The following is a 23,539-nucleotide window of genomic DNA, read 5'->3' as shown; positions in this document are numbered from 1 at the left end:
TGATTTTGCAAAAAAATTTGGTATATTTCGGACAAAATTTATCTCAAAGGAGTAACAATGTACAAAGTAGACGTAGAAAAACTCTGCGGATGTATTAAAAAAAGCGATCTTGAGTTCCCAAAAACGTTCGAATCAAAAGAACAGGCTGAAATGGAAGCTTTAAAAATCGCAAACTACATGAACGGAAACTTCTGTAAAAAACACAGATTTTTCGTAAACGAAGAAGGCGATACGTTTAGAATTTATGTAGAACTTTCATGCCCGAGCGTCAGCTAAGGGTTGAAAACTCTCTCCTTTTTTTATATTATCTCCCAAAAAGGCTTTTTATGATTGCCCATCTCTGCTGCAGTGTCGATGCCGGATATTTTTTGAAAAGATTAAAAGAAGATTTTCCTGATGAAAAAATAACAGGTTTTTTTTACGACCCCAATATCCATCCTTACAGCGAGTTTAAACTTCGTTCACTTGATACCGAAAGAATATGCAGGAAACTCGGAATAGAATACGTAGAGGGCGAATATGATTACGAAAGCTGGCTTAAAGCCGTAAAAGGCAAAGAAAACGAACCCGAAAAGGGTGTAAGGTGTTCTGTATGTTTTGACCATTCATTGGAAGTCACCGCCGAGTTCGCATTAAAAAACGGCGATGATAAAATAACCACTTCGCTTCTGATGTCGCCTATGAAATCCCAGGAGCAGTTAAATTCGATAGGAAAAGTGATAAAAAGAAAATACGGTATCGACTTTTACGCACCCGATTACCGTAAAAAGGGAGGAACCCAGGCACAGCAGATGTATGCGAAAGAGACTCAGATGTACAGGCAGGACTACTGCGGGTGCATATACGGAATCTGGCAGCAAAAACAGGATCAGGAAATTATAGACGAACTGCTAAGCCCCGTAACGGGTCAGATTCTTCCCGCAAGCATAGAAGAGAGGCTTGAGATTTATAAAAAGAGGCTTGAGTATGAAGATGATGGAATTAAATATAAAATAATCAAAGAAAATTTCCTAAATTACAGACTGCTTAAGGGCAGTGTAAAATGTAAAGTGAAAAGTGAAAAGTGTAAAACGGAAAATTCGGGCTTGCCGGAAAATCGTAAGACTATTTGGGGTGGAGATGGAAAATGGGAAATCGAGGATAGTTATATTCTGTTTTATTCGTATCTTCAAAGGCCTGCAAGGGGTAAAATCGAGTTTGTAAAAAACGGAATCGGTTATTTCAACAGAATGCAGATAATTTTCGCGGAAATTTCCAAATTTAATGAAATTTTAAATAAAAAATATCACAATGTTAAAGAAATTTTACTTTCTCCTCCAAGTATCGATGAAGAGATACGTTTTAGGGAAAAAATTACGCATACAGAATATTCTTTGTCGCCGATTATTATTGTGGATAAGATAAAAGATAAATATGAAGTGGATATTGAGGCTAAAGTATACCCCGATGTAAGAGAAATTTTGATAAAATTTTAATAAAAAAGGCAGAATATGGTTTATGATATTAATCAGATCCAGGAAATGTTACCTCACAGATATCCGTTTTTGTTAGTTGACAGAATTACGGATGTAAAAGAGGGCGAATATGTTGAGGGGTATTTGAATATTTCTATTACAAATCAGGTATTTCAGGGTCATTTTCCGGGGCATCCTATTTATCCTGGCGTGTTAATCATTGAAGGTATGGCGCAGACAGGAGCTATTTTACCTTTTACAGTAATGAGCAAAGAAGAACTAAACGATAAAGTTGTATATTTTATGAGCATTGACAAAGCGAAGTTCAGAAAACCGGTACTTCCGGGGGATAAACTCGTATATAAAATTTCTACTATCAAGCACAGAGGTAAAATATGGCAGCTTAAGGGTGAAGCGTATGTTGACGGAGAGCTTGTAAGCGAAGCTGAACTTAAAGCCATGATAATGGACAAATAAAAATAAATGGAAAAACTATGGAAAATGTAAGCGAAAAAGCAATAATAAAAGGCAAAATAGGTAAAAACTGTAAAATAGGCGAAGGTGTTATAATTGATGAAAACGTAGTTATCGGCGATAACAACGTTATTGATCCTTATACGTTAATTACCGGATATACGACTATAGGCGATAATAACCATATTTATTCTCATGCGGTACTCGGAAGCGAACCTCAGGATTTGAAATATCACGGTGAAAAAACGGAACTTATTATAGGAAACAACAATAAAATCAGGGAATTTACGTTAATAAATCCCGGAACGGAAGGTGGAGGAGCCGTAACCAAAATAGGAGATAACAATCTGCTTATGGGATACGTACACGTAGCACACGACGTAATAATTGCAAACAACTGTATATTGGCCAATGCGGCTACCCTTGCGGGGCATGTTGAACTTGAGGATTATGTGGTAATAGGCGGAATGACACCTATTCATCAGTTTGTAAAAATCGGAGCCCATGCTATGATAGCCGGTGCTAGCGCAGTAGGGCAGGATATTCCTCCGTTTACCATTGCCGAGGGCAACAGGGCGAAATTAAGAGGTCTTAATCTTACGGGACTTAGAAGAAGATTTGAAAACAGAAGCGACATAGATGCTATTAAAAAAGCGTATAAAGAGCTGTTTGAAAGCGGAAAACCGCTTAAAGACACAGCAAAAGAAATACTTGAAAACACAGATAACGAATATGTAAAACATTTATGCGAATTCGTATTAAATTCAAAAAGGGGAATACCATATGACAGAAAAGTGTAGTTTCTGCGGAAGTCTTGAAACGGAAGACAATCCGCTATTAGCGGCTCCCGACGATGCGGCGTTTATATGTAAAAACTGTGTATTGACGGCGTATGAAATTATAATGGGGGCAACTGATAAAAAAGAAAAAAAAGAAGAAAGCTCCGATATAAGGCTTCTTACTCCTAAAGCTATAAAAGCTCATTTAGACGAATACGTAATAGGACAGGAAAGAGCCAAAAAAATTATTTCAGTTGCGGTTTATAACCATTACAAAAGAATACTCTTCGGAGCAAAAAGCGACGTTGAAATTCAAAAATCGAATATTCTTATGATAGGACCTACCGGAAGCGGTAAAACGCTTATTGCAAGAACGCTTGCAAAGCTTCTTGACGTTCCGCTAGCTATTGCTGACGCCACGTCCTTAACGGAAGCCGGATATGTGGGTGAAGACGTTGAAAACGTACTTTTAAAACTGATTCAGGCCGCGGATTTTGATGTTAAAAAAGCCGAAAGAGGTATTGTGTTTATCGATGAGATTGATAAAATAAGCAGACTTTCCGAAAACAGATCAATTACAAGGGACGTTAGCGGTGAGGGAGTTCAGCAGGCACTGCTTAAAATCATAGAAGGGTCAATCGTAAATGTGCCGCCTCAGGGGGGAAGAAAACATCCTAATCAGGAATTTATACAGATAGACACTTCAAATATTCTGTTTATATGCGGAGGCGCATTTGACGGACTTGAGGAGATTATTCAAAAAAGACTTGAAGGCGCTACTGTCGGATTTTTGGGTAAAACAAAAGAAAAACTGACAAAAGACGATATTTTTGCGCTTGTAGAACCGGAAGATCTTGTTAAATACGGTCTGATTCCGGAACTTATCGGCAGACTTCCGGTAATTGCTACATTAAGAGAGCTCGGAAGAGAAGATCTGATAAGAGTTCTGACAGAGCCTAAAGATGCGCTTATAAAACAGTATCAGGCTTTATTTGCGCTTGATGATGTAGAACTTGAATTTGATAAAGAAGCCCTTGAGGCAATAGCGGACAAAGCTATTAAAAGAGGAACAGGAGCCAGAGGACTTAGAGCTATTTTGGAAGAAGCGATGGTGGATATTATGTTCAATCTGCCGGAATACAGAGGATATAAGATTATTATCACAAAAGATGTAATAGAAAAAAAAGCAGAGCCTATTTTGGTAAAAAAGGAAGAAAATGCTAAATAAAATTTTGGGATTTTTCAGTAACGATTTGGCGATAGATTTAGGTACCGCCAATACACTGGTAAGCGTAAAAGGTAAAGGAATCGTAATTAACGAACCGAGCGTAGTTGCCATTAAAGACGACAAGCATAAAAAAAAGGTTCTTGCAGTCGGAAAAGCCGCAAAGGAAATGGTAGGAAAAACTCCTAAAAACATTGTTGCGATCCGTCCTATGAAAAACGGAGTTATTGCGGATTTCAGCGTAACGGAAGAAATGATAAGATATTTTATTCAAAAAGTGCACAACAGAAAGGGTCTGATCAGGCCTAGAATAGTAATATGTGTGCCTTACGGACTTACTCAGGTTGAAAGAAAAGCGGTTAAAGAATCCGCTATGAGCGCAGGAGCCAGAGAGGTATATTTAATTGAAGAACCTATGGCTGCGGCAATCGGTGCGGGGCTTCCCGTAAAAGATCCTCAGGGAAGTATGGTAATCGATATCGGTGGCGGTACTACTGAAATCGGCGTTATTTCTTTAGGAGGTCTGGTTGTAAGTAAATCGATCAGGGTTGCAGGTGATAAATTTGACAGAAGCATAGTGGATTATATCAATAAAAAATACAATTTAATTATCGGTGAAAGAGTAGCCGAAGAGATTAAAATGGAAATAGGAAGCGCCGTTAAACTTGAAGAAGAGCTTAAAATGCAGGTTCAGGGTAAAAACAGAATTTCCGGTCTTCTTGAAACTATCACGGTTACAAGCGAAGATATAAGAGAAGCCCTTAAAGAACCAGTAAAAGAAATCGGAGAAGCTGTAAAACAGGTGCTTGAAGAAACACCGGCGGATTTGGCGGGGGATATTGTCGAAAACGGTATTGTTTTAACAGGCGGAGGCGCTCTGCTTAAAGGGCTTGATAAATATTTAAGCGATTTGGTGCTTCTTCCTGTTTATATTGCGGAAGAGCCTCTTTTGGCCGTTGCTAAAGGTACAGGCAAAGTATTAGATGAAATAGAGATACTAGCAACACTTGATGAGTAAGCGGCTATTATTAATAATCACACTTTTAACGGTTCTGTTTTTTCAGATACCGGTTGTTAAAAAATATACGCTGGAAAGCGCTAATTCCCTTAAAAACTCCTTTTCTTCCTTTATTACTTCATGGAAAGTGATATATGAAGAATATATAGATCAAAAAGATACACTGCAAAAAGTTCTCGAAGAAAATAAATTTTTAAAAGATGAAATTCAAAAATTTGCCGTAAGATATGCTACTTGTAAAGATTTAAAGTATTTTAGATATATAAATTTTCCCAACCTGGTATTTACTCAGGTTATATCTTATGCCAAACTTCCTGATTTTACCGAAGTATATATAAATTATGACAAACCTTTTAAAACGCCGAGGGGATTGGTATATAACAATATGGCGGCAGGGATTGTTGTTAAAAACTATTCTAATTATTCGCTGGCTCTTCTTAATTCTAACGAAAAAACTTCTTATACCGTATATATAGGAAAAGACAAAATTCCCGGAATCTTTTACGGGAAAATAAATACCATTAAGTATATTCCGAAATTTAAACCGATAAAGGTAGGGGATCTGGTAATTACAAGCGGTCTTGACGGTGTTTTTTATAAAGGAGCTAAAGTAGGAGTGGTAACCGAAGTTATTGAAAAAAAACTATATCAGGAAGCTAAAGTGAAGCTGTTTTATAATGATTTAAACCCTGAATTTTTTTATGTTGTTCAAACTCCTCTGGAAAAAATACAAAAAAGCAAAAAATAAAGATATAATTAAAAAAAAGGAGTAAAGATGGATACTCAAAACATTGAAAACACTCTTAAAAAAATGGGTCTTGTTCTTGAAAAACTTGTTCAAAAAGTAGATGAACTCGATAAAAGGGTTGCAAAACTTGAAGAAATAAACGGAAATAACGAAAAAAAGTTCTCAAGCGAGGATTTCAAAGCAAAACCTCAGCCTCAGACAACCGTTCAGAATTCAGCTTCAAACAGTTTATCAAGCGGTTTTGGAGGTAGTTTTTTAGGTTCTATGGCGGGAGCAATGGCCGGTATGGGACTTTATAATCTTCTTTTTAATCATAACGTTTCGCCTGTGGAAATGGGACAGAGTCTGGGTATGGACAATAATGAAATAAATGAAGTATTGCAAAACGATATAAGCGAAATAGATACCAAGCTTGATGAAATAGATGCAAAACTTGATGAACTGGATGAAAAAATAGATAATGTTTCTTCAGGACTTGATGAAGACGTTATGAGCAGCGAATATTTTGAAAATTATGAAGATGAAGTGGCGGACAATGATTTTGAAGGAGGTTTTGACGATTTTGAAGGCTTAGATGATTTCGGAGGCTTTGACGATATTTAAAAAACCTCGCACACAATTTCTTTTACTCCTTTTTTTTCCTGTATTTCTATAATTTTAATGTCTTCAAACGGTATTTTTAATACATCTTCTATGGTTTCGGGTCGGTGTTTTGAGATAACGGCACTCAGTTTTCCCCTGTAAGCTTTTGCAAAATGGCTGACCACTTTGCCGTTTTTAATGAATTTAAACGTAATTGCGTTTTTTGGTTTATAAATTTTTTCGTAAAACTTAGCCCTTAAATCTATAAAAGGCTCGCTTTCGTTAATTTTTTCAAGAACAGGCGAAAACACTTCTTTATAATATGAATAAATGTCAAATCCGGGTTTGCTTCCCTGTTTTAGGGTATAGTGGGGAATTAAGTCGCCGGCGCTGATTACACCGAACAGATTTGAAAAAATATATACGTTTTCGTCTATCCACTTTTGTGAACTTTTATCGAGTTCTTCGTATTTCATATGATCAAACGCCACACCGCTGTATCTTAATACTGCTTTTTTTACAGGTCTTTCAAAAACGGAAGTTTTATCATCTCCGAAATTTTTAATATCGTCTGTCGTTTTTAAAAATTCATCATATTTTTTAACGGCTTCTTTTCTTTTTTCGTAAATTTCGGGGAAAATAAAACTGTTTTTTGATATAGGAGGAAAACCTCCCCCTAATGTTTTTCTTTCACTGGGCGCTAAAAGTATTTTCATTTATTTCCTTACATTTGAACGATAAATATTGAACCGTCTCTGTTAATTTCAAGTAAAGTGTCGCCTCTGTCAAGACCTTTTAACAGTTTTTTAAGTTCGTCAATAGATGTTACTTTTTCCCATTTGCCTGTTTTAACTGTTTTTACTTTTAGAATTATATCGCCTTTTTGTAATCCTACCATTGCCGGATATGTATTAGGTGCTACCTTATCTATTACAATGTGGCCTTTTTGCTCTTTAAGCGTTACGCCTTCAAGCAGTTTAATGTTTTGAATTGTTTCAACTTTTGTTTTCAGCGCTTTTAATTTAGCTGTTAAAGTAATGTATTTTCCGTTTCTGTATACTTTAATATGAACTTTCGCATCAGGGCCTTTAAACGCTATCTGGTTTCTAAGCTCACCGGCATTTTTAACTTCTTTGCCGTCAACCGCTACGATAATGTCTCCCGCTTTAAGACCTGCAGCCGCCGCTGCGCTTTTCGGTTCTACTTTATTGATTAGCACACCGTGGTCTATTCCGTAAAGTTTCGCTTTGCTTGAATCAATATTGCTGATCATTACGCCCAGATATCCTCTTTCCACTTTTCCGTGTTTGATAAGAGATGTAATAACGAATTTCATCATATTACTCGGAATTGCAAAACCTATACCGTTGTTTCCGCCGCTTCTACTTATAATAGCAGAGTTGATACCAATCAGTCTTCCTTTAAGGTCAACCAGAGCACCTCCGCTGTTTCCAGGGTTGATTGCCGCGTCTGTCTGGATAAAGTTTTCATAGTCGTTCAGACCTATTGAAGTTCTGTTTAGCGCACTGACTATTCCGTGAGTTACGCTCTCGCCCAGTCCGAAAGGATTTCCTATTGCAAGAACCATATCACCTACTTTTACTTTGCTTGAATCCGCAATAGTGATAGGTTTTAAATTTTTGGCATTAATTTTGATGATTGCAATATCCGTTTTCGGATCGGTTCCTATGAGTTTTGCGGTATATTTTCTTCCGTCATGCAGTTTTACTATAATTTTCGTAGCACCTGCCACAACGTGATTGTTTGTAACGATATATCCGTTTTTTGTAACGATTACACCGCTTCCGAGTGCATATTCTTTTTGTTCCTTTTCTTTCGGCAGCTGACCGAAAGGACCAAAAAATCTTCTGAAAAACGGATCTTCAAAAAATCTCCTGAACTGCTCAGGAATTTTTGTTTTTACCATTTTTTCAGTTGAAATATTTACAACACTCGGTACAACTTTTTGTACAATTGAAGAATAAGACATAACTAAACCGTTTTGGTTAGGGCTTACCCTGTGTAGATTTGAATTATCTACTTTTAAATTTAAAGTTCCGGCCATTAGTGCAACACTGACACTTACCGCCATAATCAATTTCTTCATTTCCGCTCCTTAAAAGTTAATTTCCCAATGTCAGTATACAACAATAGGGTTAAAAAAGAATTAAAAACATTAAATTTCTTAAAGTTTGCTTAAAATTATTTCTTATATTATGATTCGTTAAAAAAGAGTAAGTATGGATTTTTCAAAATACACTGATGAAGAATTAAACGACATTATAGAAAAAGCAAAAGCCGAACTAGCCAAAAGAAGAGAGGGCAAATGGATTCATTTTAAAACGGAAGGGTGTTTTATTCCTAAATTTGGTCCGGCTTACGTAGCTAAGCTTTTTTTGGCAAGAGATGAAATTGATAGGGAATTTGTACCCTCAAACGGAAAAGAGTGGTGTAAAAAAGCAAAATCTTACAAAGAAGACTGGGACGTGGAGATATTTGAAAACGATGTAATAGAAACAAGGCTTACTACAGGCAGGAAAATTGACAAAAGAGAGTGGTATTACGTAAAAGACGGTGAATTAATGCCTCTTATGGATCTTGACGAGGCGAAACAGTTTTTGAAGAATTTGAAATAAGGAAGGGTTTTTAGGGTTATTAAGTTGTTAAGGTTGGTTAATTAGTGTATTAGTAATTGGTATATGGGTAATTGGGATTTTTCAATAGCAATAAAATTTAAACAATTTTAAAAACTTCAATAATAACTTCAACTAACTTTAATAATTATTATTCCTACCACCAGGCAAGGATTTTTTCGTTTATGTCTTCAGGTGAGTTTTTCAGCATATGATATATGTATCTTGCAAACATATCCGTTTCTATATTTACTTTCTGATGCAGCTTATATGTTTTAAACAGTGTGTTTTCGAATGTATGCGGGATAATAGTGAGTCTGAACCTGTCGCTAAATACATCATTTACGGTCAGACTTACTCCGTCTATCGCTATTGAGCCTTTAGGAGCTATGTATTTTATAATTTTGGGATCAGTTTTTATTATTACATCGTATGAGTTGGCGTTTTTTTTGATTTCAAGTATTTCCCCTATTGCGTCTACGTGTCCCTGGATCAGGTGTCCGTCTATTCTGTCTCCGAATCTAAGAGCCGGTTCGATATGTACTTCTTTCCCTGCCTGATAATTTTCTAGAGGGACTATTTTTTGTGTTTCGGGGGAAAGTTCCACTTCAAATCCGTCCGGATATACCTTAGTGGCTGTAAGACATACTCCGTTTATTGCAATACTGTCGCCGATTTGAGGTTTGTATTTTGCTAAAAGTCTTAATTTATTATTATTAAAATTTTTTATTTTTGCCGTTTCCCTTATCAGTCCGTTAAACATTAAAATATTCCTCAATAAGTTTTCTCGCGGTTTGGGGATCTTTTACCTCATTCATTTTACTTCTGAATTCACTGGCTTTTGGAATGCCTTTAGAATATGCATGAGCGTGTTTTCTAAATAAAATCACTCCGTATTCACCATACCAGTATACCATTTGATTAAAATGCTCTATTATAACTTCTTTTTTCTGCTCAGAAGTTATGTTGCCCTGCTGTTTCATTTCTAGGAATATCCAGGGTTTCCCTACCGCTCCTCTTCCGATTGATACACCGCTGGCACCCGTGTATTCAAGTACATATTTTGCCTTTTCATAATCGGTAATATCTCCGTTTGCGATTACGGGGATATTTACGGCGTTTACGCCTTTTTTTATTTCATCATAATCGGCGGCGCCTTTATACATCTGTTTGACCGTTCTTCCGTGTATCGTCAAAAACACAATACCCAAATCCTCAAGCAGTTTAGCCCTATCTTCCACAACACTTTTGTCAAAACCTATTCTCATTTTTGCGCTTACCGGTTTTTTGGATGTTTTTACTATAGCGTTTACCACTTCTTTTAGAAAATCCCTGTTTTCGTCTTTGAGCAACACTCCGCCGAAACCGCTTCGTCTGGCTTTATTTACAGGACATCCCAGGTTGATGTCTATTCCGTTAATCCAGTCAAGTTCATTTATAGTTTCAACAGCTTTAACGGCGTTTTCAATGTTGTTTGCGGCAATCTGTACAAAATAAGGATTTTCAAAAGGAGATTTTTCCATCATTTTTTTTGTTTTTTCATTATCGTATGCGATAGCGTTAACGTTTGTCATTTCACTAAACGTCATATCGCATCCGAATTTTTTAACAACGCTTCTGAAAGGAAGGTCTGTATAACCCGCAAGAGGGGCTAAAAAAAAATAAGGAGGCTCAGATTTCAGAATCGATATATTCGTCAATATCCGCCCTTATTCCGGCTTCACGAAGTTTTAAGAAAAATTCGAAAAATTTAAGATCGTTTTCTTCGATAATTTCTTTTGCCTTTTCTATATGTTCGTATTTAAGAGCAAGATAAGCGCTTGCCCATTTTAACGGTTCAAGAATTTCAAATTCTTTATCCGGTGTCATTGTCTGATGGATGGCTTTTGCAATTTCAATTTCTTCTTTCGGGATAAGTTTTGCTTTTTGAAGCAGGAATTTTACATCCGGATCGTCAAGATGAGCTTTAATGATTTCTAAGTCAATTTCGTAGTCATATTTTAATATTTCATTGATACTTGCGTATTTTGCGTAAATTTTAAAAGCAAGTTTTTTAAGCTCTTCGTTTTTATATTTTTTTAAGACTTCTTTTGCAAAATTTTCATCTTTCGAAAGTCTGTTTTTAATATTTAAAATGAACCAAGGGTTGTTTTCATTAAGTCTGTATTTGCTTATTTCTATAACTTCTCCGTTTTTAAGCTTTTCTATATCTTCTAAAAATTCGAATTTTTCACATTTTTTCGGAATAATGTTCAAACCTTCGATGTTGTTAACGAAATTATTGCAGTGTTTTAAAATTTTTACTTCTTTATTTACAGGGTCTTTATAAAGAATTCTGTTTTTAATATTTGCAATTAAAGTTTCTATGTCTTTTTTTATATTTTTTTTGTAAAAGTATTCTTTTATATTCAGTACGCCGAAAAATATTATAGAAAAAATAAAAAATATACCTAAAAATATAGCAGTCCATACGGCATTCGGAAGAGTGATATTGAGTCCAAGCATACTGAACGTCGTGGCGCTGTTTTCTTCAATATACACAAAAAGTGTAATAAGAGCTATTAATATAATGCTAAAAAGGGTATATTTTTTCATTTTTTGTTATTTTCCTTCTTTTTCGATGATTTCTCTACATATTATACAATATTTTGCGTAAGGTTTTATTTTAAGCCTTGCTTCCTGAATCGGATCTTCACACATTTCACAGATTCCGTAAGTTCCCTCATCAATTTTTTTCAAAGCTTCATTAATCTCTTCCAGTTCTTTTTTCTGATTAATATATATCTGATAATCTCTTCCGCTGTCCATACTTGCAGCCGCATAATCGGCTTCGTCGTTAATTTCGCATTTATTAATATCTTTAATGTCGTTTGTTAAAGAATATAATATTTTTTCAAGTTCCGCTTTTCTCATTAGCAGCATTTCCTTGTACAGATGGTACTTTTTCATATTCATTCCTTCTCCTTGTTTTATTTGTGATACGGATGATTGTTTTTAATGCTTAGAGCTCTATATATCTGTTCAAACAATACTAATTTTGCAACTTTATGGCTCATTGTAAGCGGACTGAGAGAAATATTGAGTCCGTTTTTTTTAAAACTATCATCAAACCCCCAAGCACCGGCTATAAAAAAATTAATTTTAGAGTGCTCGAAAATATCTGCAAATTCATAACTGTCCATCAGTTTTCCTTCAGGAGTAAGTATGACGTTAAAACCGTCGTTAACATATTTTGCAAATATTTTGGAGTACTCTTCTTTGGGGTTGTTTGATTTTGATAGATTTTTAGAATATAGGGTGTGATTGTTAACTTGTGCGAACTGTTTGGATTTTTTTATAAAGTCTTTTATTTCATTTTGAAAGTCTTCTTTTTTCTCAATCGAGAAAACGTTAATCTGCATATATCACTTCCTATAACTTTAAATTTTGACGGAATTTTATCATAAATTTTAACTCCACCGATAACCGCAACAGGAAAATGTGAAATTTTTATTAAATCCATAACTTTTTCTTTTAATATATTGTCTGTTTTTTTTGTTGACGTAGGACGGTATGCCCCGAGACCTATATAGCTTAAAGGAAGTCTGTTAGCTTCGAGGATTTCTTCTTTGTTGTGGGTTGAGAGACCGACTATCTTTTTACTGTTTTTTAACATATCAATTACATCATATCTGCTTAAATTAAACTTTTGACAAAGCGTATCAAGGTCTTCCTGTCCTATGTGTATTCCGTCGCAGTAAGGCAGCAGTTCTATTGTGTCATTTATTATTAACGTTTTTTTCCAATATTTTTTTATTTCCATTAAACGGCTGTATTTTTCTTCGAGTGTGGAGTTTTTGTCCCTGTATTGAAGTATTTTGGCCTTAAGCCCTTTTGCCGTTTTACAGAAGTCTTTGATTGATATATTGTATTTTTGCAGTGTATCCCAGTCTAAAAGAGCATATATAGCCACGTGCCGCCTTTTTGGGTGAATTATATTAAAAAGTTGTAAAGTTGTGAAGCAGATAAATTGTGAAGAGGAAAAAAAGAGGAATCAGCTTGCCTGTTTTAGTGTATATTTTAATAAGTTGGCTATAGTGTCTTTTAATTCATTTCTTTTGATTACCATATCTATAAGACCGTGTTCCAGAAGGAATTCGGCTCTTTGGAAACCTTTTGGAAGATCTTCGCCTATTGTCTGTTTAATAACTCTAGGACCTGCAAAGCCGATAATCGCACCCGGTTCGGCAATAATAAAATCACCTAAAAATGCAAAAGACGCACTTACTCCTCCGAAAGTAGGATCGGTAAGAACCGAAATATAAGGCAGGTTGTGTTCAGCAAGACTTGCAAGCGCTGCTGAAGTTTTTGCCATCTGCATAAGACTGAATGTGCTTTCCTGCATTCTGGCTCCGCCTGAAGTTGAAACTATTACTACGCCCTGATTTTTTTCAATAGCCCTGTTAACGGCTCTTACTATTTTTTCGCCTTCAACGCTTCCGAGACTTCCTCCCATAAAAGCAAAGTCGAATACCACTAACTGTGTCGGAATTCCGTTGATTTTACATTCTCCGCTTATTACTGAAGATTTTCTTCCCGTTTTTTTAAAATTTTCTTCTACTCTTTTTTTATAGCTTTTTTTGTCTACGAAATTTAGAGGATCGTTCGGTTCTAAATTTTTGTCATATTCCGTAAAGGTGCCTTCATCGGCGAGCAGTTTAATTCTGTCTTCAGCGCTCATCCTGAAATGGTACTCACATTTAGGGCATGTGTTGAATTCCTTTTGAACCTCTTTATAAAAACTGATGGCACCGCACGCCGGGCATTTAATCCATGTGCTCTGCTCTTGTTTTGTAGGCTGAGGTTTTTTAAATTTTTTTAAAAAGTTGCTAAATCCCATTTTTATTCCTTTATTATACTTAAAACTTCCTCTAATTCTTCTTTTTTAGGACTCATTAAAATTAAATCGTCTTCAAAATGCCAGTGACATTCGCTGTTGTAAAATTTAGCCGCCGCAATATCGAATTCTCTTATTTCGCCTTTGTAAATAACCGCTTTTGAAGACTCGCCATAACAAAGTGACAGGCTGAGGGCTCCCGGAGCTCTGAATTTAAGACCATGACTGCTTAATTTTTGCACTATGTCAGGATTTTTATAAGCTTTTTCAAAAATAATTACATCATGTCTGTAATTTGCCGCGAACGGTTTTCTGAATAAATTGTCGAATCTTTTTCCGTTTTTGTCTTTAACAAAATAATCACCGTTGCTCAGGTTTACTACGATTGCCGCTTCGTTTTCAAGGTAAACGCTGCATCCGAAATAAGGAATATGGTTTGAAACGTTGTAGCTTCCGTCAATCGGGTCGATAATAATCTTTTTCTCTTTGCCGTTGTCTATAAAACCAGTTTCTTCACTTAAAATGTTTCCGTAGTCGCTAAGAGCTTTGATAAAAATCTTTTCGGCGATAAGGTCGATGTTTAAACTTCTGTCTCCGCCGAAGCCGACACCTTTTTCTTCAAAAAGGTTTTCTTCTTCATGAAGAGCTCTTATGATTTTTAAACTTGCGCATAAAGTTGCATCGATGAAACTCATTTTTTTGCTCCCAGTGTAGTCCAGTTTATTTTGTTGAAGTTTTTGTCGTAAACGGTAGGTGTTCCTCTTGCTCCTAATTCTTCAACCGCTTTTTTAGAATTTTCTAACATTTTATCAAATTTTGCTTTTTGCGCTTTTGTTGGATGGAAGTTTTTCCATTCGTTGCTTCCGCCGAGTATTTCCTGAAGTCTTTTTGCTTTTTCCTGATCCGTTTTAGCTGCTAAAATATAATAGCTCATAGCTTTTGCATATTTGTGGAAAGGAAGAGGGAACAGTATTACGTGAACTTTATAGTTTTTATTAAGGAAACCTTTTTTCTCTTTTTCCATCATTCTGCAGAAAGGACATTGAGGGTCTGTTACAAGATATATCTCTTTTTTCCCGTTTCCGAATGTAAATAACACGCCTTTTTCAACTATTTTTTTATTTACAGGAAAGTTGCCTGTGAGAGGCTGTCCGTTTTTGTTGTTTAATATATTTCCGATAATAGTGTATTTTTTATCTTTTGTTATGTATATATTTCCGACTCCTCTAGGAGTTTTGATATTGATTATATAAAACCCGTCTTTTTCCACTCCTCTTACTTTTACGATGCCTTTTTTAATGTCTTTAGAAAGTTTCGGATATATAAGACTTGATTTTAACACTTCGTTTAATTTTTTTTGTGACAGCAGTTTGTCGCTTGCAAACAGACTTGCGATAATTCCTAAACTTAAAATGATTTTTTTCATTAAATCTCCTTGATTTTATTTAATATTTTTTCTACTTTTTCTTTTGGGTTTGCGTCTTTGTATATAGGTCTTCCGACTACTATAAAATCAACTTTTTCTTTTTTTGCCAGAGTTATATCCGCAACTCTCGCCTGGTCTCCCGCATCTTCTCCGAAAGGTCTGATTCCAGGAGTCAGGGTTATAAAATGTTCGTTTGTTATGTTTTTTATCATACCGCTTTCAAATGCGGAGCATACTACTCCGTCAAGCCCCGCTTCGAAAGAGATCTTAGCGAATGCTTTTGCTTTGTTTTCAATACTATCACCGTAAATTTTCTCAAACTCTTCATTGCTGAAGCTTGTAAGAGCCGTTACGGCTAATACAAGAGGTCTTTTTTCATACTTTTCAAGTCTTTTCATAACGGTTTTTAAAGCAGTGCTTCCGGCACTCGCGTGAACATTAAACATATCAACGCCGAGTTTGGCTATTTCTTCCGCGGCATCGGCCATAGTGTTCGGAATATCATAAAGTTTCAGATCCAAAAACAGATTATAACCCAATAACTTTAATTCTTTTATAAATTCATTTCCGTCTCTTATGTAACTTCTAAATCCTATTTTTAGCCATAAATCGTTTGCGTATTCTTTAAGTTCTTTTGCGAGCTTGAGATTTTCTTCTTTTGTCGGATTGTCCAAAGCTATACACAGTTTCATTATTTATCCACCTTTGGCAGCGTTATTCCCTGCTGGCCGTGATATTTTCCGCTTTTATCCGCATAGCTTGTTTCGCATATACCGTCATCCGCACCTAAAAAGATCAGCTGGGCTATACCTTCGTTTGCATATATTTTAGCGGGAAGGGGAGTGGTGTTGCTGATTTCTATAGTAATATGACCTTCCCATTCCGGTTCTATGGGTGTAACATTTACGATAATTCCGCATCTGGCGTAAGTGCTTTTTCCTACGCATATTGCAAGTACGTCGCGCGGCATTTGAAAATATTCAACGCTTCTGCATAAAGCAAAAGAGTTTGGAGGAATAATACAGTCTCCTTTAATATTTACAACGTTTCTTTCATCAAAATTTTTGGGATCCACAACTGTTGAGTTTATATTTGTAAAAACCATAAATTCGTCGCTGACTCTTATATCGTATCCGTAAGAGCTGACTCCGTAGCTTATAATTCCTTTTCTTACCTGTTTTTCTTCAAACGGGGAAATCATTGAAAAATTTTTTGCCATTTTTCTAATCCACTTATCGGATTTAACACCCATTACCGTCCTTTTTTTGCATTAAATTGTTGTTATATCACCGATTTATAAATATTTCGTGTATTTAAAATTGTATCAAATTTATGTTATTATTTTAAAATATTAAAGGAGAATAGATGAAAAAGCTACTAGTTTTATTAGGTTTAGCAGGGGCGCTTTTTGCAGCGAGATATCCTATGATTGCAGAATATAATTATTTAAAAGGATGTATAGGTACGCATAGCAATATGGAAGGTTACTGCATATGTACGTTAAACGCTATAGAAAATAAATATTCGTTAAAGGAGTTTATTACTGCTCTTCAGGATAAACAAAAAGCAAAAAAACTGATTGATTTTGCTGTAAACGAATGTCTAGACAAACTTAAGAAATAAGGAGTATAAATGGATTTAAGAGAAATTAAAAAGCTTCTTGAAGCATTTGATAAATCAACGGCAAACGTTTTAGAGTATGAAAACGAAGAGTTCAGAATTTATCTGGATAAATCGGCTACAGCGGTTCAGGCTCCGGTTGTACAGGCGGCTCCTGTGCAGCAGAGCAGTGCAGCTCCTCAGGAAACTCAGGTTTTGGCAGAAAGTACTGCGGAAGCAAAAGCTGAAATAGAAGGAGAACTTATAACTTCTCCTATGGTTGGTACATTTTATCAGGCTCCTAGTCCTGATTCTCCTCCTTACGTAAAAGTGGGAGACAAAGTAAAAAAAGGCCAGACTTTATGTATTATAGAGGCTATGAAAATTATGAACGAGCTTGAAGCGGAGTTTGACTGTGAAATACTCGAAATTTTAGTTGAAGACGGACAGCCTGTTGAATTCGACACACCTCTTTTCAGGGTAAAAAGGGTATAAATGAAAAGAATTTTAATTGCAAACAGAGGAGAAATCGCTCTTAGGGCTATTAGGGCGATTCATAAACTTGACAAAGAAGCTGTTTGTGTTTATTCAAAAGCCGATAAAGAAGCTATTTATTTGAAATTTGCCGACGGTGCCGTATGTGTAGGACCGGAAAGAAGCAATGAGAGTTATCTTAATATTCCGGCAATAATAACAGCTGCAGAAATGACTGAATGCGACGCTATTTTCCCGGGATACGGGTTTTTAAGTGAGAACCAGACGTTTGTTGAGGTGTGTAAGGCTCATAATATAGCATTTATCGGACCTTCTTTGGAAGTAATGGAAACAATGGCCGACAAATCCAAAGCAAAAGAAGTTATGAAAAAAGCCGGTGTTCCTGTAATTCCGGGAAGCGAAGGTGCTATCAGTTCTGTTGAAGAAGCTAAAAAAGTGGCAAAAGAAATCGGATATCCGGTAATTCTTAAAGCAGCTAGCGGAGGCGGCGGAAGAGGTATGAGAGTAGTTGAAGACGAAAGCTATATCGAAAACGCATTTCTTGCAGCAAGCAGCGAAGCAGAAAGCGCATTCGGAGATCCGACTATTTATATGGAAAAATATATTGAAAAACCTCGCCATGTTGAAGTTCAGATTTTAGGGGACAAACACGGAAACGTAATTCATCTGGGTGAGAGAGACTGTTCTCTTCAAAGAAGACATCAAAAACTCATAGAAGAGTCCCCTGCGAATATTCTTGATGAGCAAACAAGAAAAAAACTTCACGAAACGGCTGTAAAAGCGGCAAAAGCAATAGGGTATTACAGTGCAGGGACGATAGAATTTTTAGTTGATAAAAACCTTAACTTTTATTTTATGGAAATGAACACAAGACTTCAGGTAGAACACCCTGTAAGCGAAATGGTAACGGGACTTGATCTGGTTGAATGGATGCTGAGAGTTGAAGAGGGTGAGAAAATACCTTCTCAGGAGGAAGTTCAGGTTAAAGGCCATGCCATAGAATGCAGAATTCTTGCAGAAGATCCTGAAAAATTTATTCCGAGTCCAGGAAAAATACAAAAGCTTTACGTTCCGGGCGGTAAAGACGTCAGGGTTGATACTCATGTATATGCTGGATATGTTATTCCTCAATATTACGACAGTTTGATTGCCAAGGTAATTACGTGGGGAAGAGACAGAAATGAAGCCATTACGGTTATGAAAGAAGCTTTAAAAGAGTTTCAGGTAAGCGGAATAAAAACATCTATACCGTTCCATCTTAAAATGCTTGAAAATGAAGATTTCATAAATAATAACTACGATACAAAATACCTTGAAACTAAGGGATTAGTTTAAAATTTTTAATCCCTCCTTTTAAATCCCCTATTTTAAGAACGTTTTTAACCATTCCTTTAATTGTTACCCAGTTTTTAGGATCTATTACCAGATATAGGATTCCTTTGTCTCCGGCAAATACTTTGTTGTAAAGGTTGGCTTTGATATATACCCCTTTAACGTCGTCAAAAGTATCTTTTACTTTTTCCAGTTCTTTGCCTTTCGGAAAAGTCACATCAACCCTTCCGTCACTTTTTCTTCCTCCTAATGCATAAAAAGTATATAAGTTTTTTTTACCTTCTTTTTTGAAATAATACGGAAGATTAAAATAAAGACTGAGTACGTCATCGGGTGTATAATAAGGCATGGTTTCATTTGCTTCCAGTTTTCCGTTTTTATATTTTAATCTTATTATTTTTTTATCGGTGTGGTCAAAAAGATATACTCTCTTATAAAAATCGTCCCCCTTTTTTCTTGTTGAAATATATGCTGTAGGAACCAGCCTTCCGTTAATAACCTTTCCTATACTTGAATATGTCTGAACCATGTGTTTTGACAAAGCTGCGGCAAGACCCAGCGCTTTGCTTTGTGTATAAATTTTGTAATCAGTCGAATTTACTTCATAAATGGCATTAGCTTCCGCTATTGTTCCGAATATGCCGTATTTTGCATAATAACTGGCTATCATTGTTTTTGCGTTAAGTAAAATGGCGATTAGCAGCAGTAAGAAAATTCTCATTCATGCCCTTTTTTGAGTAATTATAACACAATGTTTTTTAACGGATATAAAAATATAAATTATAAAAAAGTCGGAAAAAAGGGCTGATTTGATGTTTTAAACAGTGACAGACACAAATAGATGTTTGATATAATTATTCAAAAATTAAAGGATATTAATGAAAATAGTTTTTTTAGATGCATTAACATTGGGAGATGTGGATTTTGAAAGATTTAAAAATTTGGGAGAAATTGAAATTTATCAGACAACTAATCCGGACGAAACACTCGTAAGAGTAAAAGACGCCGATATAGTGGTGAGCAATAAAGTAGTAATTGACAGATATATTATGGATAATTCTGATATAAAATTTATTCAGATAGCGGCAACCGGTATGAATAATGTTGATTTGGAATATGCATCCAAAAAAGGAATTATTGTAAAAAACGTTGCCGGGTATTCCACCAAAGCAGTAATACAGCATACATTTGCACTGGTTTTGGGGCTTTTAAATAAAATATGCTATTTTGATAAGTATACTAAGGAAGAATATCCGAACAGTGAAATTTTCACACATATACAGAACTGGTTTGAAATCTCAGGAAAAAGATGGGGAATCATAGGACTTGGAGAAATAGGAAGAGGAGTGGCTGAAATTGCCGAAAGTTTCGGTGCGGATGTTGTATATTATTCAACAAGCGGAAAAAACAGAAACAGCAGATATAAGAGGGTTGATTTAACAGAGCTTTTATCTTCCAGTGATATAATTTCTATTCACGCTCCTTTAAACGATAATACTAAAAATCTTTTAAACTATGAAAAGCTGTCTTTAATAAAACCCGGCTGCGTTATTGTTAATCTCGGAAGAGGAGGTATTATTAACGAAAAAGATTTGGCTGAAATATTGAAACAAAAAAATATATTGGCAGGACTTGATGTTTTTGAAAAAGAGCCTTTAAATGCAGACAGCCCGCTTTTAGAGGTTAAGGATAAACTGCTTTTAACGCCTCATGTTGCCTGGACGAGTATTGAAGCAAGAAATAAACTGATGGATGGAATTTATAAAAATATTGAGGAATTTGTAAAACAAAGCGGAAATTAAGCCGCTTTGTTGTCTACATGAACGTCCATTTGAGGATAAGGGATATTAATTCCTTTTTCGTCAAATGTTGTTTTGATTGTTTCAAGAAGTTCGCTTCTTACACCCCAGTAATCTTCGCTTTTAACCCAAGGTCTTACGTTAAAGTTTACACTGCTGTCAGCAAGTTCCGCAAGTGCTACAGCAGGAGCCGGATCTTTTAGAACTTTTGGGTGGCTGTTTAAAATTTCTTCCAGAGTGCTTTTTACTAGTTTAAGATCGTCTTCGTAACCTACACCTATAACAAGATCTATTCTTCTTACAGCTTCTCTTGAATAGTTTGTAATATTTCCGCCTATTATGTTTGAGTTAGGTACGATAATTACTCTGTTGTCACCTGTTTTGAAGGTAGTGTTAAAAATACCTATTGTATCGACAACACCTACAGCTCCTCCGGCTTCTACAAAATCTCCGACTTTAAAAGGTCTTAAGAATAAAATCACAACTCCCGCACCGAAATTGGCAATATTTCCCTGAAGAGCCAAACCTACAGCCAAACCTGCAGCACCTATAATTGCCGCAAATGAAGTGGTGTTAACCCCTAAAGTTCCAAGGGCTGCAATAATTACCAGTACGATTAAACCGAAATAAACCAAATCTCCTAAAAACTTAACCAGTGTAATGTCGGTATTAGAACGCTCAAGCATTTTTCTAAACAGTTTTGTCAATACTTGTGCTATCCATTTACCGATAATGTATATGGCAACGGCACCGAGAATTTTAATCCCCCATGCTATGGCCAGTGTAACGAATCCGCTCATTTTTTCTCCTTTTTTAGATTAATTGTATATTAAAATAGTGACATATAAGTGATTATTTGTCGTATTTGCTCCATTTATTGTTTTTTATCATCTGTTTGAGAAGTTTTACATATTCTTCTTTTTTTTGAGAATAGTTAATCATAGTGTTTGCAGCGGCGAGTCCTGTAAACGTTTTGTTTTCTTCAGTGTATTTTTCTCTTAAATCTCTGAATGATTTATATGCAGGGTTACGGTTTAAGTTTTTCATATATGCGGCTATTGAAGCTTCAAGTGAAGGGAATATCTTTAGCGAATAATCGATCTTTATATCGTCGTATTTGCTTTTTGGAGCAAGACCTTTGTTTGAATATTCCCAGTGACCGAAAATATTATTGGCCTCTCTTACGAAACGGCTTTTGCCCCAGCCGCTTTCTATTGCCGCCTGTGCGAGAGCCAAAGAAGGAGGAATGGTGTTGATTTTTTTTAAGAATTCTTTTTTATCGGTTATGTTTTTAATTTTGTATATTTTTGCGATTTTCGCCAAAAATGCTACTTTTTTAGGATTTATAAGATAAAAAGGATCGTTGAAAATATCCATTATGTGCTTTCTTAAATGTTCTAATTTTTTGTTTTCCGCCTGAATAAGAGGCAGCATAATTTCGACAAAAGCCTGTTTTTGCTGCGTAGTTCCTTTGACTTTATAGTACCAGTCGGGAAACGCTCCGTATAAATTTAAGGCAAGTGCCAGTGAAATAAGTCTTTTCAATAAATCTCCTTAAAAAAGTGTAGGCTCAAGCGCTTTTAATCTGTAGCTTTTTCTGTGAATATCGCTAAAACCGTTCTTTTTAATTTCTTCGATATGTTCCTGCGTAATATAACCTTTGTGTTTTTTAAAATTGTACATAGGATATTTATCGGCAATTTCAAGCATATATTTATCCCGGCTGACTTTGGCCAATATGCTCGCAGCGCTTATCTGTTTGATTTTGGAATCGCCTTTGATTATTGTTTCAATACCGCTTACTCCGAAATTGGAATTTCCGTCAAACAGGTATTTCGAAGCTTTCAGTGTTTCTTTTATTTCGGATAAAGCCGATTTAATTGCAAAAGAAAGCCCTTTTTTATCAATAGTTACGTTATCAACAAAAACTATATGATATTCACACGTTTCTTTAATAATCTCAAAAAGCTCCTCCCTTTTTTTTGCGATGAGTTTTTTCGAGTCGTTTAACATTTCTAAATAATTCTCAATTTTCAATTCTCCATTCTCAATTTTAAAAATGCATCCCGCTACGACAAGAGGTCCCGCAATAGGCCCTCTTCCCGCTTCGTCTATTCCGCAAATCTCCATTGCCAAAACGGTATTACCTCCACTTCAAAATTTTTGTTTTCTATTTCAAATTCGTTTGATATAGTGATAACCTGAACTTTTTTTACGTCTTTTACTTTTTTCAGTTTTTCTTCCAAAACCTCTTCATTTGCAAACGGCATAACCATAATTCCAAGTTCTTTTTGAGGAAGATAAAAACTGAGAGTGTCTTTATAATATATCTCTTCTTCGTTTAATTCTAAAAATACGATATTTTCAAAAGTTAAAAGAATATTTTTTCTGGTTGTGAGAATATTTTTAAATGCAAAATTGTATGAATAAAATTTTTTAGGCGATTTAGGTGAATTAAATTTATTTACCTCGTATATTACTTTTTTTTCTATGAGTTCGTTTGTCGTTTTGTAAAAACTGTCTTTGCTGATTTTGATACGTTTTTTTAAAATCTGATATATTTGATAAAGCGTAAATTTTTCACCTATATGGGCAAAATAGAATTTCAGTATTTCTTTATTAAAAGGCATCAGCTCAAACTGTTCTTTTAAATATTCCTCTTTGAAATAATCATCTAAAAACAGGCTTCTGGGGAAATTGCCCGTTTTTAAAAACTTGTCAAAGCTGTGTGTTATGCTTTGTGAATTGTCAAATGAAAAAAACTCTTCAAAATCTAGAGCTTTTAAATTTATCTGTTTAAAGTTTTCAATTTTTAAAGGTTTATCGGAGATTATGAAAGTCGTCACCGGAGGAATTTCAGCCGAAAAATCAAAATTATCATATATAATTAAATCGTATCCGTCAAAATCCAGGTTTTTTTCCCTGTAATCTTTAAAATCTACATATTTGTATTTTCCGTTGAAACTTTCTAAAAAATTGAATACTAAAAACGTCTTTCCGACTGCCTTAGGCCCGGATATTACGGTATTTTCAAAAGATAGTTTAGTTTTTCTGTCGTGCACTTTTTTCGGTAGCAAAATGCTCCTTTAATTTTGTATT

The 23,539-nt window shown here is 35.3% G+C and carries 31 protein-coding genes; 13 read left to right on the top strand and 18 right to left on the bottom strand.

Translation table 11 applies throughout. The annotated features are described in order from the left end of the window. The first annotated feature begins 57 nt into the window (after positions 1-57). The 8 genes from ACZ5EP_RS07620 to ACZ5EP_RS07585 are packed head-to-tail and all read left to right on the top strand — an operon-like array spanning position 58 to position 6,301. Positions 58-276 (top strand): hypothetical protein, encoded by a 219-nt coding sequence (locus ACZ5EP_RS07620; RefSeq protein ID WP_127679164.1) that lies wholly within the window; start codon positions 58-60, stop codon positions 274-276. A 50-nt stretch (positions 277-326) separates the two neighbouring features. Beyond that, positions 327-1,475, top strand: a complete 1,149-nt coding sequence (locus ACZ5EP_RS07615) for an epoxyqueuosine reductase QueH (protein WP_464508624.1) — start codon at positions 327-329, stop codon at positions 1,473-1,475. 15 nt (positions 1,476-1,490) lie between these two features. Further along, positions 1,491-1,931, top strand: a complete 441-nt coding sequence (gene fabZ, locus ACZ5EP_RS07610) for a 3-hydroxyacyl-ACP dehydratase FabZ (RefSeq protein ID WP_015901865.1) — start codon at positions 1,491-1,493, stop codon at positions 1,929-1,931. A 17-nt stretch (positions 1,932-1,948) separates the two neighbouring features. Then, entirely contained in the window at positions 1,949-2,728 is a 780-nt protein-coding gene (gene lpxA / locus ACZ5EP_RS07605) for an acyl-ACP--UDP-N-acetylglucosamine O-acyltransferase (RefSeq protein ID WP_464508623.1), read from the top strand. Further along, positions 2,712-3,935: an ATP-dependent Clp protease ATP-binding subunit ClpX gene (gene clpX, locus ACZ5EP_RS07600; RefSeq protein ID WP_464508622.1), complete on the top strand. Its 1,224-nt coding sequence runs from the start codon at positions 2,712-2,714 to the stop codon at positions 3,933-3,935. Before lpxA ends, clpX begins: the two co-directional genes overlap by 17 nt. Beyond that, the gene (locus tag ACZ5EP_RS07595; RefSeq protein ID WP_464508621.1) at positions 3,925-4,950 is read left to right on the top strand and encodes a rod shape-determining protein; all 1,026 of its coding nucleotides are present in this window, start codon (positions 3,925-3,927) and stop codon (positions 4,948-4,950) included. The genes clpX and ACZ5EP_RS07595 overlap by 11 nt, the downstream gene beginning before the upstream one ends. Further along, positions 4,943-5,698: a rod shape-determining protein MreC gene (locus tag ACZ5EP_RS07590; protein WP_127679170.1), complete on the top strand. Its 756-nt coding sequence runs from the start codon at positions 4,943-4,945 to the stop codon at positions 5,696-5,698. The genes ACZ5EP_RS07595 and ACZ5EP_RS07590 overlap by 8 nt, the downstream gene beginning before the upstream one ends. A gap of 27 nt (positions 5,699-5,725) precedes the next feature. Then, positions 5,726-6,301, top strand: a complete 576-nt coding sequence (locus ACZ5EP_RS07585) for a hypothetical protein (protein WP_464508619.1) — start codon at positions 5,726-5,728, stop codon at positions 6,299-6,301. Here ACZ5EP_RS07585 and ACZ5EP_RS07580 read toward each other — a convergent pair. Together ACZ5EP_RS07580 and ACZ5EP_RS07575 are read right to left on the bottom strand one after the other, a co-directional pair. Next, the gene (locus ACZ5EP_RS07580) at positions 6,298-6,996 is read right to left on the bottom strand and encodes a YaaA family protein (RefSeq protein WP_464508617.1); all 699 of its coding nucleotides are present in this window, start codon (positions 6,994-6,996) and stop codon (positions 6,298-6,300) included. The two genes, ACZ5EP_RS07585 and ACZ5EP_RS07580, sit on opposite strands and share 4 nt — an antisense overlap. A gap of 8 nt (positions 6,997-7,004) precedes the next feature. After that, positions 7,005-8,387, bottom strand: a complete 1,383-nt coding sequence (locus tag ACZ5EP_RS07575) for a Do family serine endopeptidase (RefSeq protein ID WP_464508616.1) — start codon at positions 8,385-8,387, stop codon at positions 7,005-7,007. 133 nt (positions 8,388-8,520) lie between these two features. Between ACZ5EP_RS07575 and ACZ5EP_RS07570 the strand changes: the two genes are divergently transcribed. After that, a complete protein-coding gene (locus ACZ5EP_RS07570; protein WP_464508614.1) occupies positions 8,521-8,916 on the top strand; it encodes a hypothetical protein in 396 nt (131 codons plus the stop codon). A 154-nt stretch (positions 8,917-9,070) separates the two neighbouring features. Here the strand turns inward: ACZ5EP_RS07570 and ribE are convergent, their stop codons facing one another. The 11 genes from ribE to dcd form a co-directional block, all read right to left on the bottom strand. Further along, positions 9,071-9,676 carry a riboflavin synthase gene (gene ribE, locus ACZ5EP_RS07565; RefSeq protein ID WP_464508613.1) on the bottom strand — a complete coding sequence of 202 codons (606 nt, stop codon included), beginning with the start codon at positions 9,674-9,676 and terminating at the stop codon, positions 9,071-9,073. Beyond that, complete coding sequence (locus ACZ5EP_RS07560; protein WP_464508611.1) at positions 9,669-10,613, bottom strand: tRNA dihydrouridine synthase; 945 nt, start codon at positions 10,611-10,613, stop codon at positions 9,669-9,671. The genes ribE and ACZ5EP_RS07560 overlap by 8 nt, the downstream gene beginning before the upstream one ends. Then, complete coding sequence (locus ACZ5EP_RS07555) at positions 10,585-11,508, bottom strand: hypothetical protein (protein WP_127679177.1); 924 nt, start codon at positions 11,506-11,508, stop codon at positions 10,585-10,587. Before ACZ5EP_RS07555 ends, ACZ5EP_RS07560 begins: the two co-directional genes overlap by 29 nt. 6 nt (positions 11,509-11,514) lie before the next feature. Then, on the bottom strand, positions 11,515-11,868 hold the full coding sequence (gene dksA / locus ACZ5EP_RS07550) for an RNA polymerase-binding protein DksA (protein WP_127679178.1): 354 nt from the start codon (positions 11,866-11,868) through the stop codon (positions 11,515-11,517). 14 nt (positions 11,869-11,882) lie between these two features. Then, the gene (locus ACZ5EP_RS07545) at positions 11,883-12,314 is read right to left on the bottom strand and encodes a 23S rRNA (pseudouridine(1915)-N(3))-methyltransferase RlmH (RefSeq protein ID WP_464508610.1); all 432 of its coding nucleotides are present in this window, start codon (positions 12,312-12,314) and stop codon (positions 11,883-11,885) included. Beyond that, positions 12,260-12,865 (bottom strand): thiamine phosphate synthase, encoded by a 606-nt coding sequence (locus tag ACZ5EP_RS07540; protein ID WP_464508609.1) that lies wholly within the window; start codon positions 12,863-12,865, stop codon positions 12,260-12,262. The genes ACZ5EP_RS07545 and ACZ5EP_RS07540 overlap by 55 nt, the downstream gene beginning before the upstream one ends. 81 nt (positions 12,866-12,946) lie before the next feature. Further along, positions 12,947-13,792 (bottom strand): acetyl-CoA carboxylase, carboxyltransferase subunit beta, encoded by an 846-nt coding sequence (gene accD, locus ACZ5EP_RS07535; RefSeq protein ID WP_464508608.1) that lies wholly within the window; start codon positions 13,790-13,792, stop codon positions 12,947-12,949. Between the two features lie 2 nt (positions 13,793-13,794). Next, entirely contained in the window at positions 13,795-14,484 is a 690-nt protein-coding gene (locus ACZ5EP_RS07530; RefSeq protein ID WP_464508606.1) for an FIG domain-containing protein, read from the bottom strand. Beyond that, positions 14,481-15,215, bottom strand: a complete 735-nt coding sequence (locus ACZ5EP_RS07525) for a thioredoxin fold domain-containing protein (RefSeq protein ID WP_127679183.1) — start codon at positions 15,213-15,215, stop codon at positions 14,481-14,483. Before ACZ5EP_RS07525 ends, ACZ5EP_RS07530 begins: the two co-directional genes overlap by 4 nt. After that, positions 15,215-15,907: an orotidine-5'-phosphate decarboxylase gene (gene pyrF / locus ACZ5EP_RS07520; protein WP_127679184.1), complete on the bottom strand. Its 693-nt coding sequence runs from the start codon at positions 15,905-15,907 to the stop codon at positions 15,215-15,217. Before pyrF ends, ACZ5EP_RS07525 begins: the two co-directional genes overlap by 1 nt. Next, a complete protein-coding gene (dcd, locus tag ACZ5EP_RS07515; RefSeq protein WP_464508605.1) occupies positions 15,907-16,467 on the bottom strand; it encodes a dCTP deaminase in 561 nt (186 codons plus the stop codon). Before dcd ends, pyrF begins: the two co-directional genes overlap by 1 nt. 113 nt (positions 16,468-16,580) lie before the next feature. On the opposite strand from dcd, the gene ACZ5EP_RS07510 reads away from it, so the two are divergent. From ACZ5EP_RS07510 to ACZ5EP_RS07500, 3 genes are read left to right on the top strand one after another with little or no spacing between them, the layout of a single operon-like run. Beyond that, complete coding sequence (locus ACZ5EP_RS07510; protein ID WP_464508604.1) at positions 16,581-16,838, top strand: hypothetical protein; 258 nt, start codon at positions 16,581-16,583, stop codon at positions 16,836-16,838. A 9-nt stretch (positions 16,839-16,847) separates the two neighbouring features. Beyond that, on the top strand, positions 16,848-17,309 hold the full coding sequence (gene accB, locus ACZ5EP_RS07505; protein WP_464508603.1) for an acetyl-CoA carboxylase biotin carboxyl carrier protein: 462 nt from the start codon (positions 16,848-16,850) through the stop codon (positions 17,307-17,309). Further along, a complete protein-coding gene (locus ACZ5EP_RS07500) occupies positions 17,310-18,644 on the top strand; it encodes an acetyl-CoA carboxylase biotin carboxylase subunit (RefSeq protein ID WP_127679188.1) in 1,335 nt (444 codons plus the stop codon). Here ACZ5EP_RS07500 and ACZ5EP_RS07495 read toward each other — a convergent pair. Next, complete coding sequence (locus ACZ5EP_RS07495) at positions 18,628-19,362, bottom strand: DUF3108 domain-containing protein (protein ID WP_464508602.1); 735 nt, start codon at positions 19,360-19,362, stop codon at positions 18,628-18,630. The two genes, ACZ5EP_RS07500 and ACZ5EP_RS07495, sit on opposite strands and share 17 nt — an antisense overlap. 157 nt (positions 19,363-19,519) lie before the next feature. Here ACZ5EP_RS07495 and ACZ5EP_RS07490 point away from each other — a divergent pair, with 157 nt between their 5' ends. Continuing rightward, positions 19,520-20,443: a D-2-hydroxyacid dehydrogenase gene (locus ACZ5EP_RS07490; RefSeq protein WP_464508601.1), complete on the top strand. Its 924-nt coding sequence runs from the start codon at positions 19,520-19,522 to the stop codon at positions 20,441-20,443. On the opposite strand, the gene ACZ5EP_RS07485 is transcribed toward ACZ5EP_RS07490, so the two are convergent. The 4 genes from ACZ5EP_RS07485 to ACZ5EP_RS07470 are packed head-to-tail and all read right to left on the bottom strand — an operon-like array spanning position 20,440 to position 23,517. Continuing rightward, positions 20,440-21,240: a mechanosensitive ion channel family protein gene (locus ACZ5EP_RS07485; RefSeq protein WP_464508600.1), complete on the bottom strand. Its 801-nt coding sequence runs from the start codon at positions 21,238-21,240 to the stop codon at positions 20,440-20,442. The genes ACZ5EP_RS07490 and ACZ5EP_RS07485 overlap by 4 nt on opposite strands. Before the next feature lie 52 nt (positions 21,241-21,292). Next, positions 21,293-21,985 carry a glucosaminidase domain-containing protein gene (locus tag ACZ5EP_RS07480; protein WP_464508598.1) on the bottom strand — a complete coding sequence of 231 codons (693 nt, stop codon included), beginning with the start codon at positions 21,983-21,985 and terminating at the stop codon, positions 21,293-21,295. 9 nt (positions 21,986-21,994) lie between these two features. Next, entirely contained in the window at positions 21,995-22,570 is a 576-nt protein-coding gene (locus ACZ5EP_RS07475; RefSeq protein ID WP_464509643.1) for a ribonuclease HII, read from the bottom strand. Further along, a complete protein-coding gene (locus tag ACZ5EP_RS07470) occupies positions 22,552-23,517 on the bottom strand; it encodes an ATP-binding protein (protein ID WP_464508597.1) in 966 nt (321 codons plus the stop codon). The genes ACZ5EP_RS07475 and ACZ5EP_RS07470 overlap by 19 nt, the downstream gene beginning before the upstream one ends. Positions 23,518-23,539: the final 22 nt, after the last annotated feature.

The sequence above is a fragment of the Nautilia abyssi genome (assembly GCF_055388085.1).
Note: the sequence above shows the minus strand (reverse complement) of the source record. Positions and strands in the feature narration are given on the sequence as shown.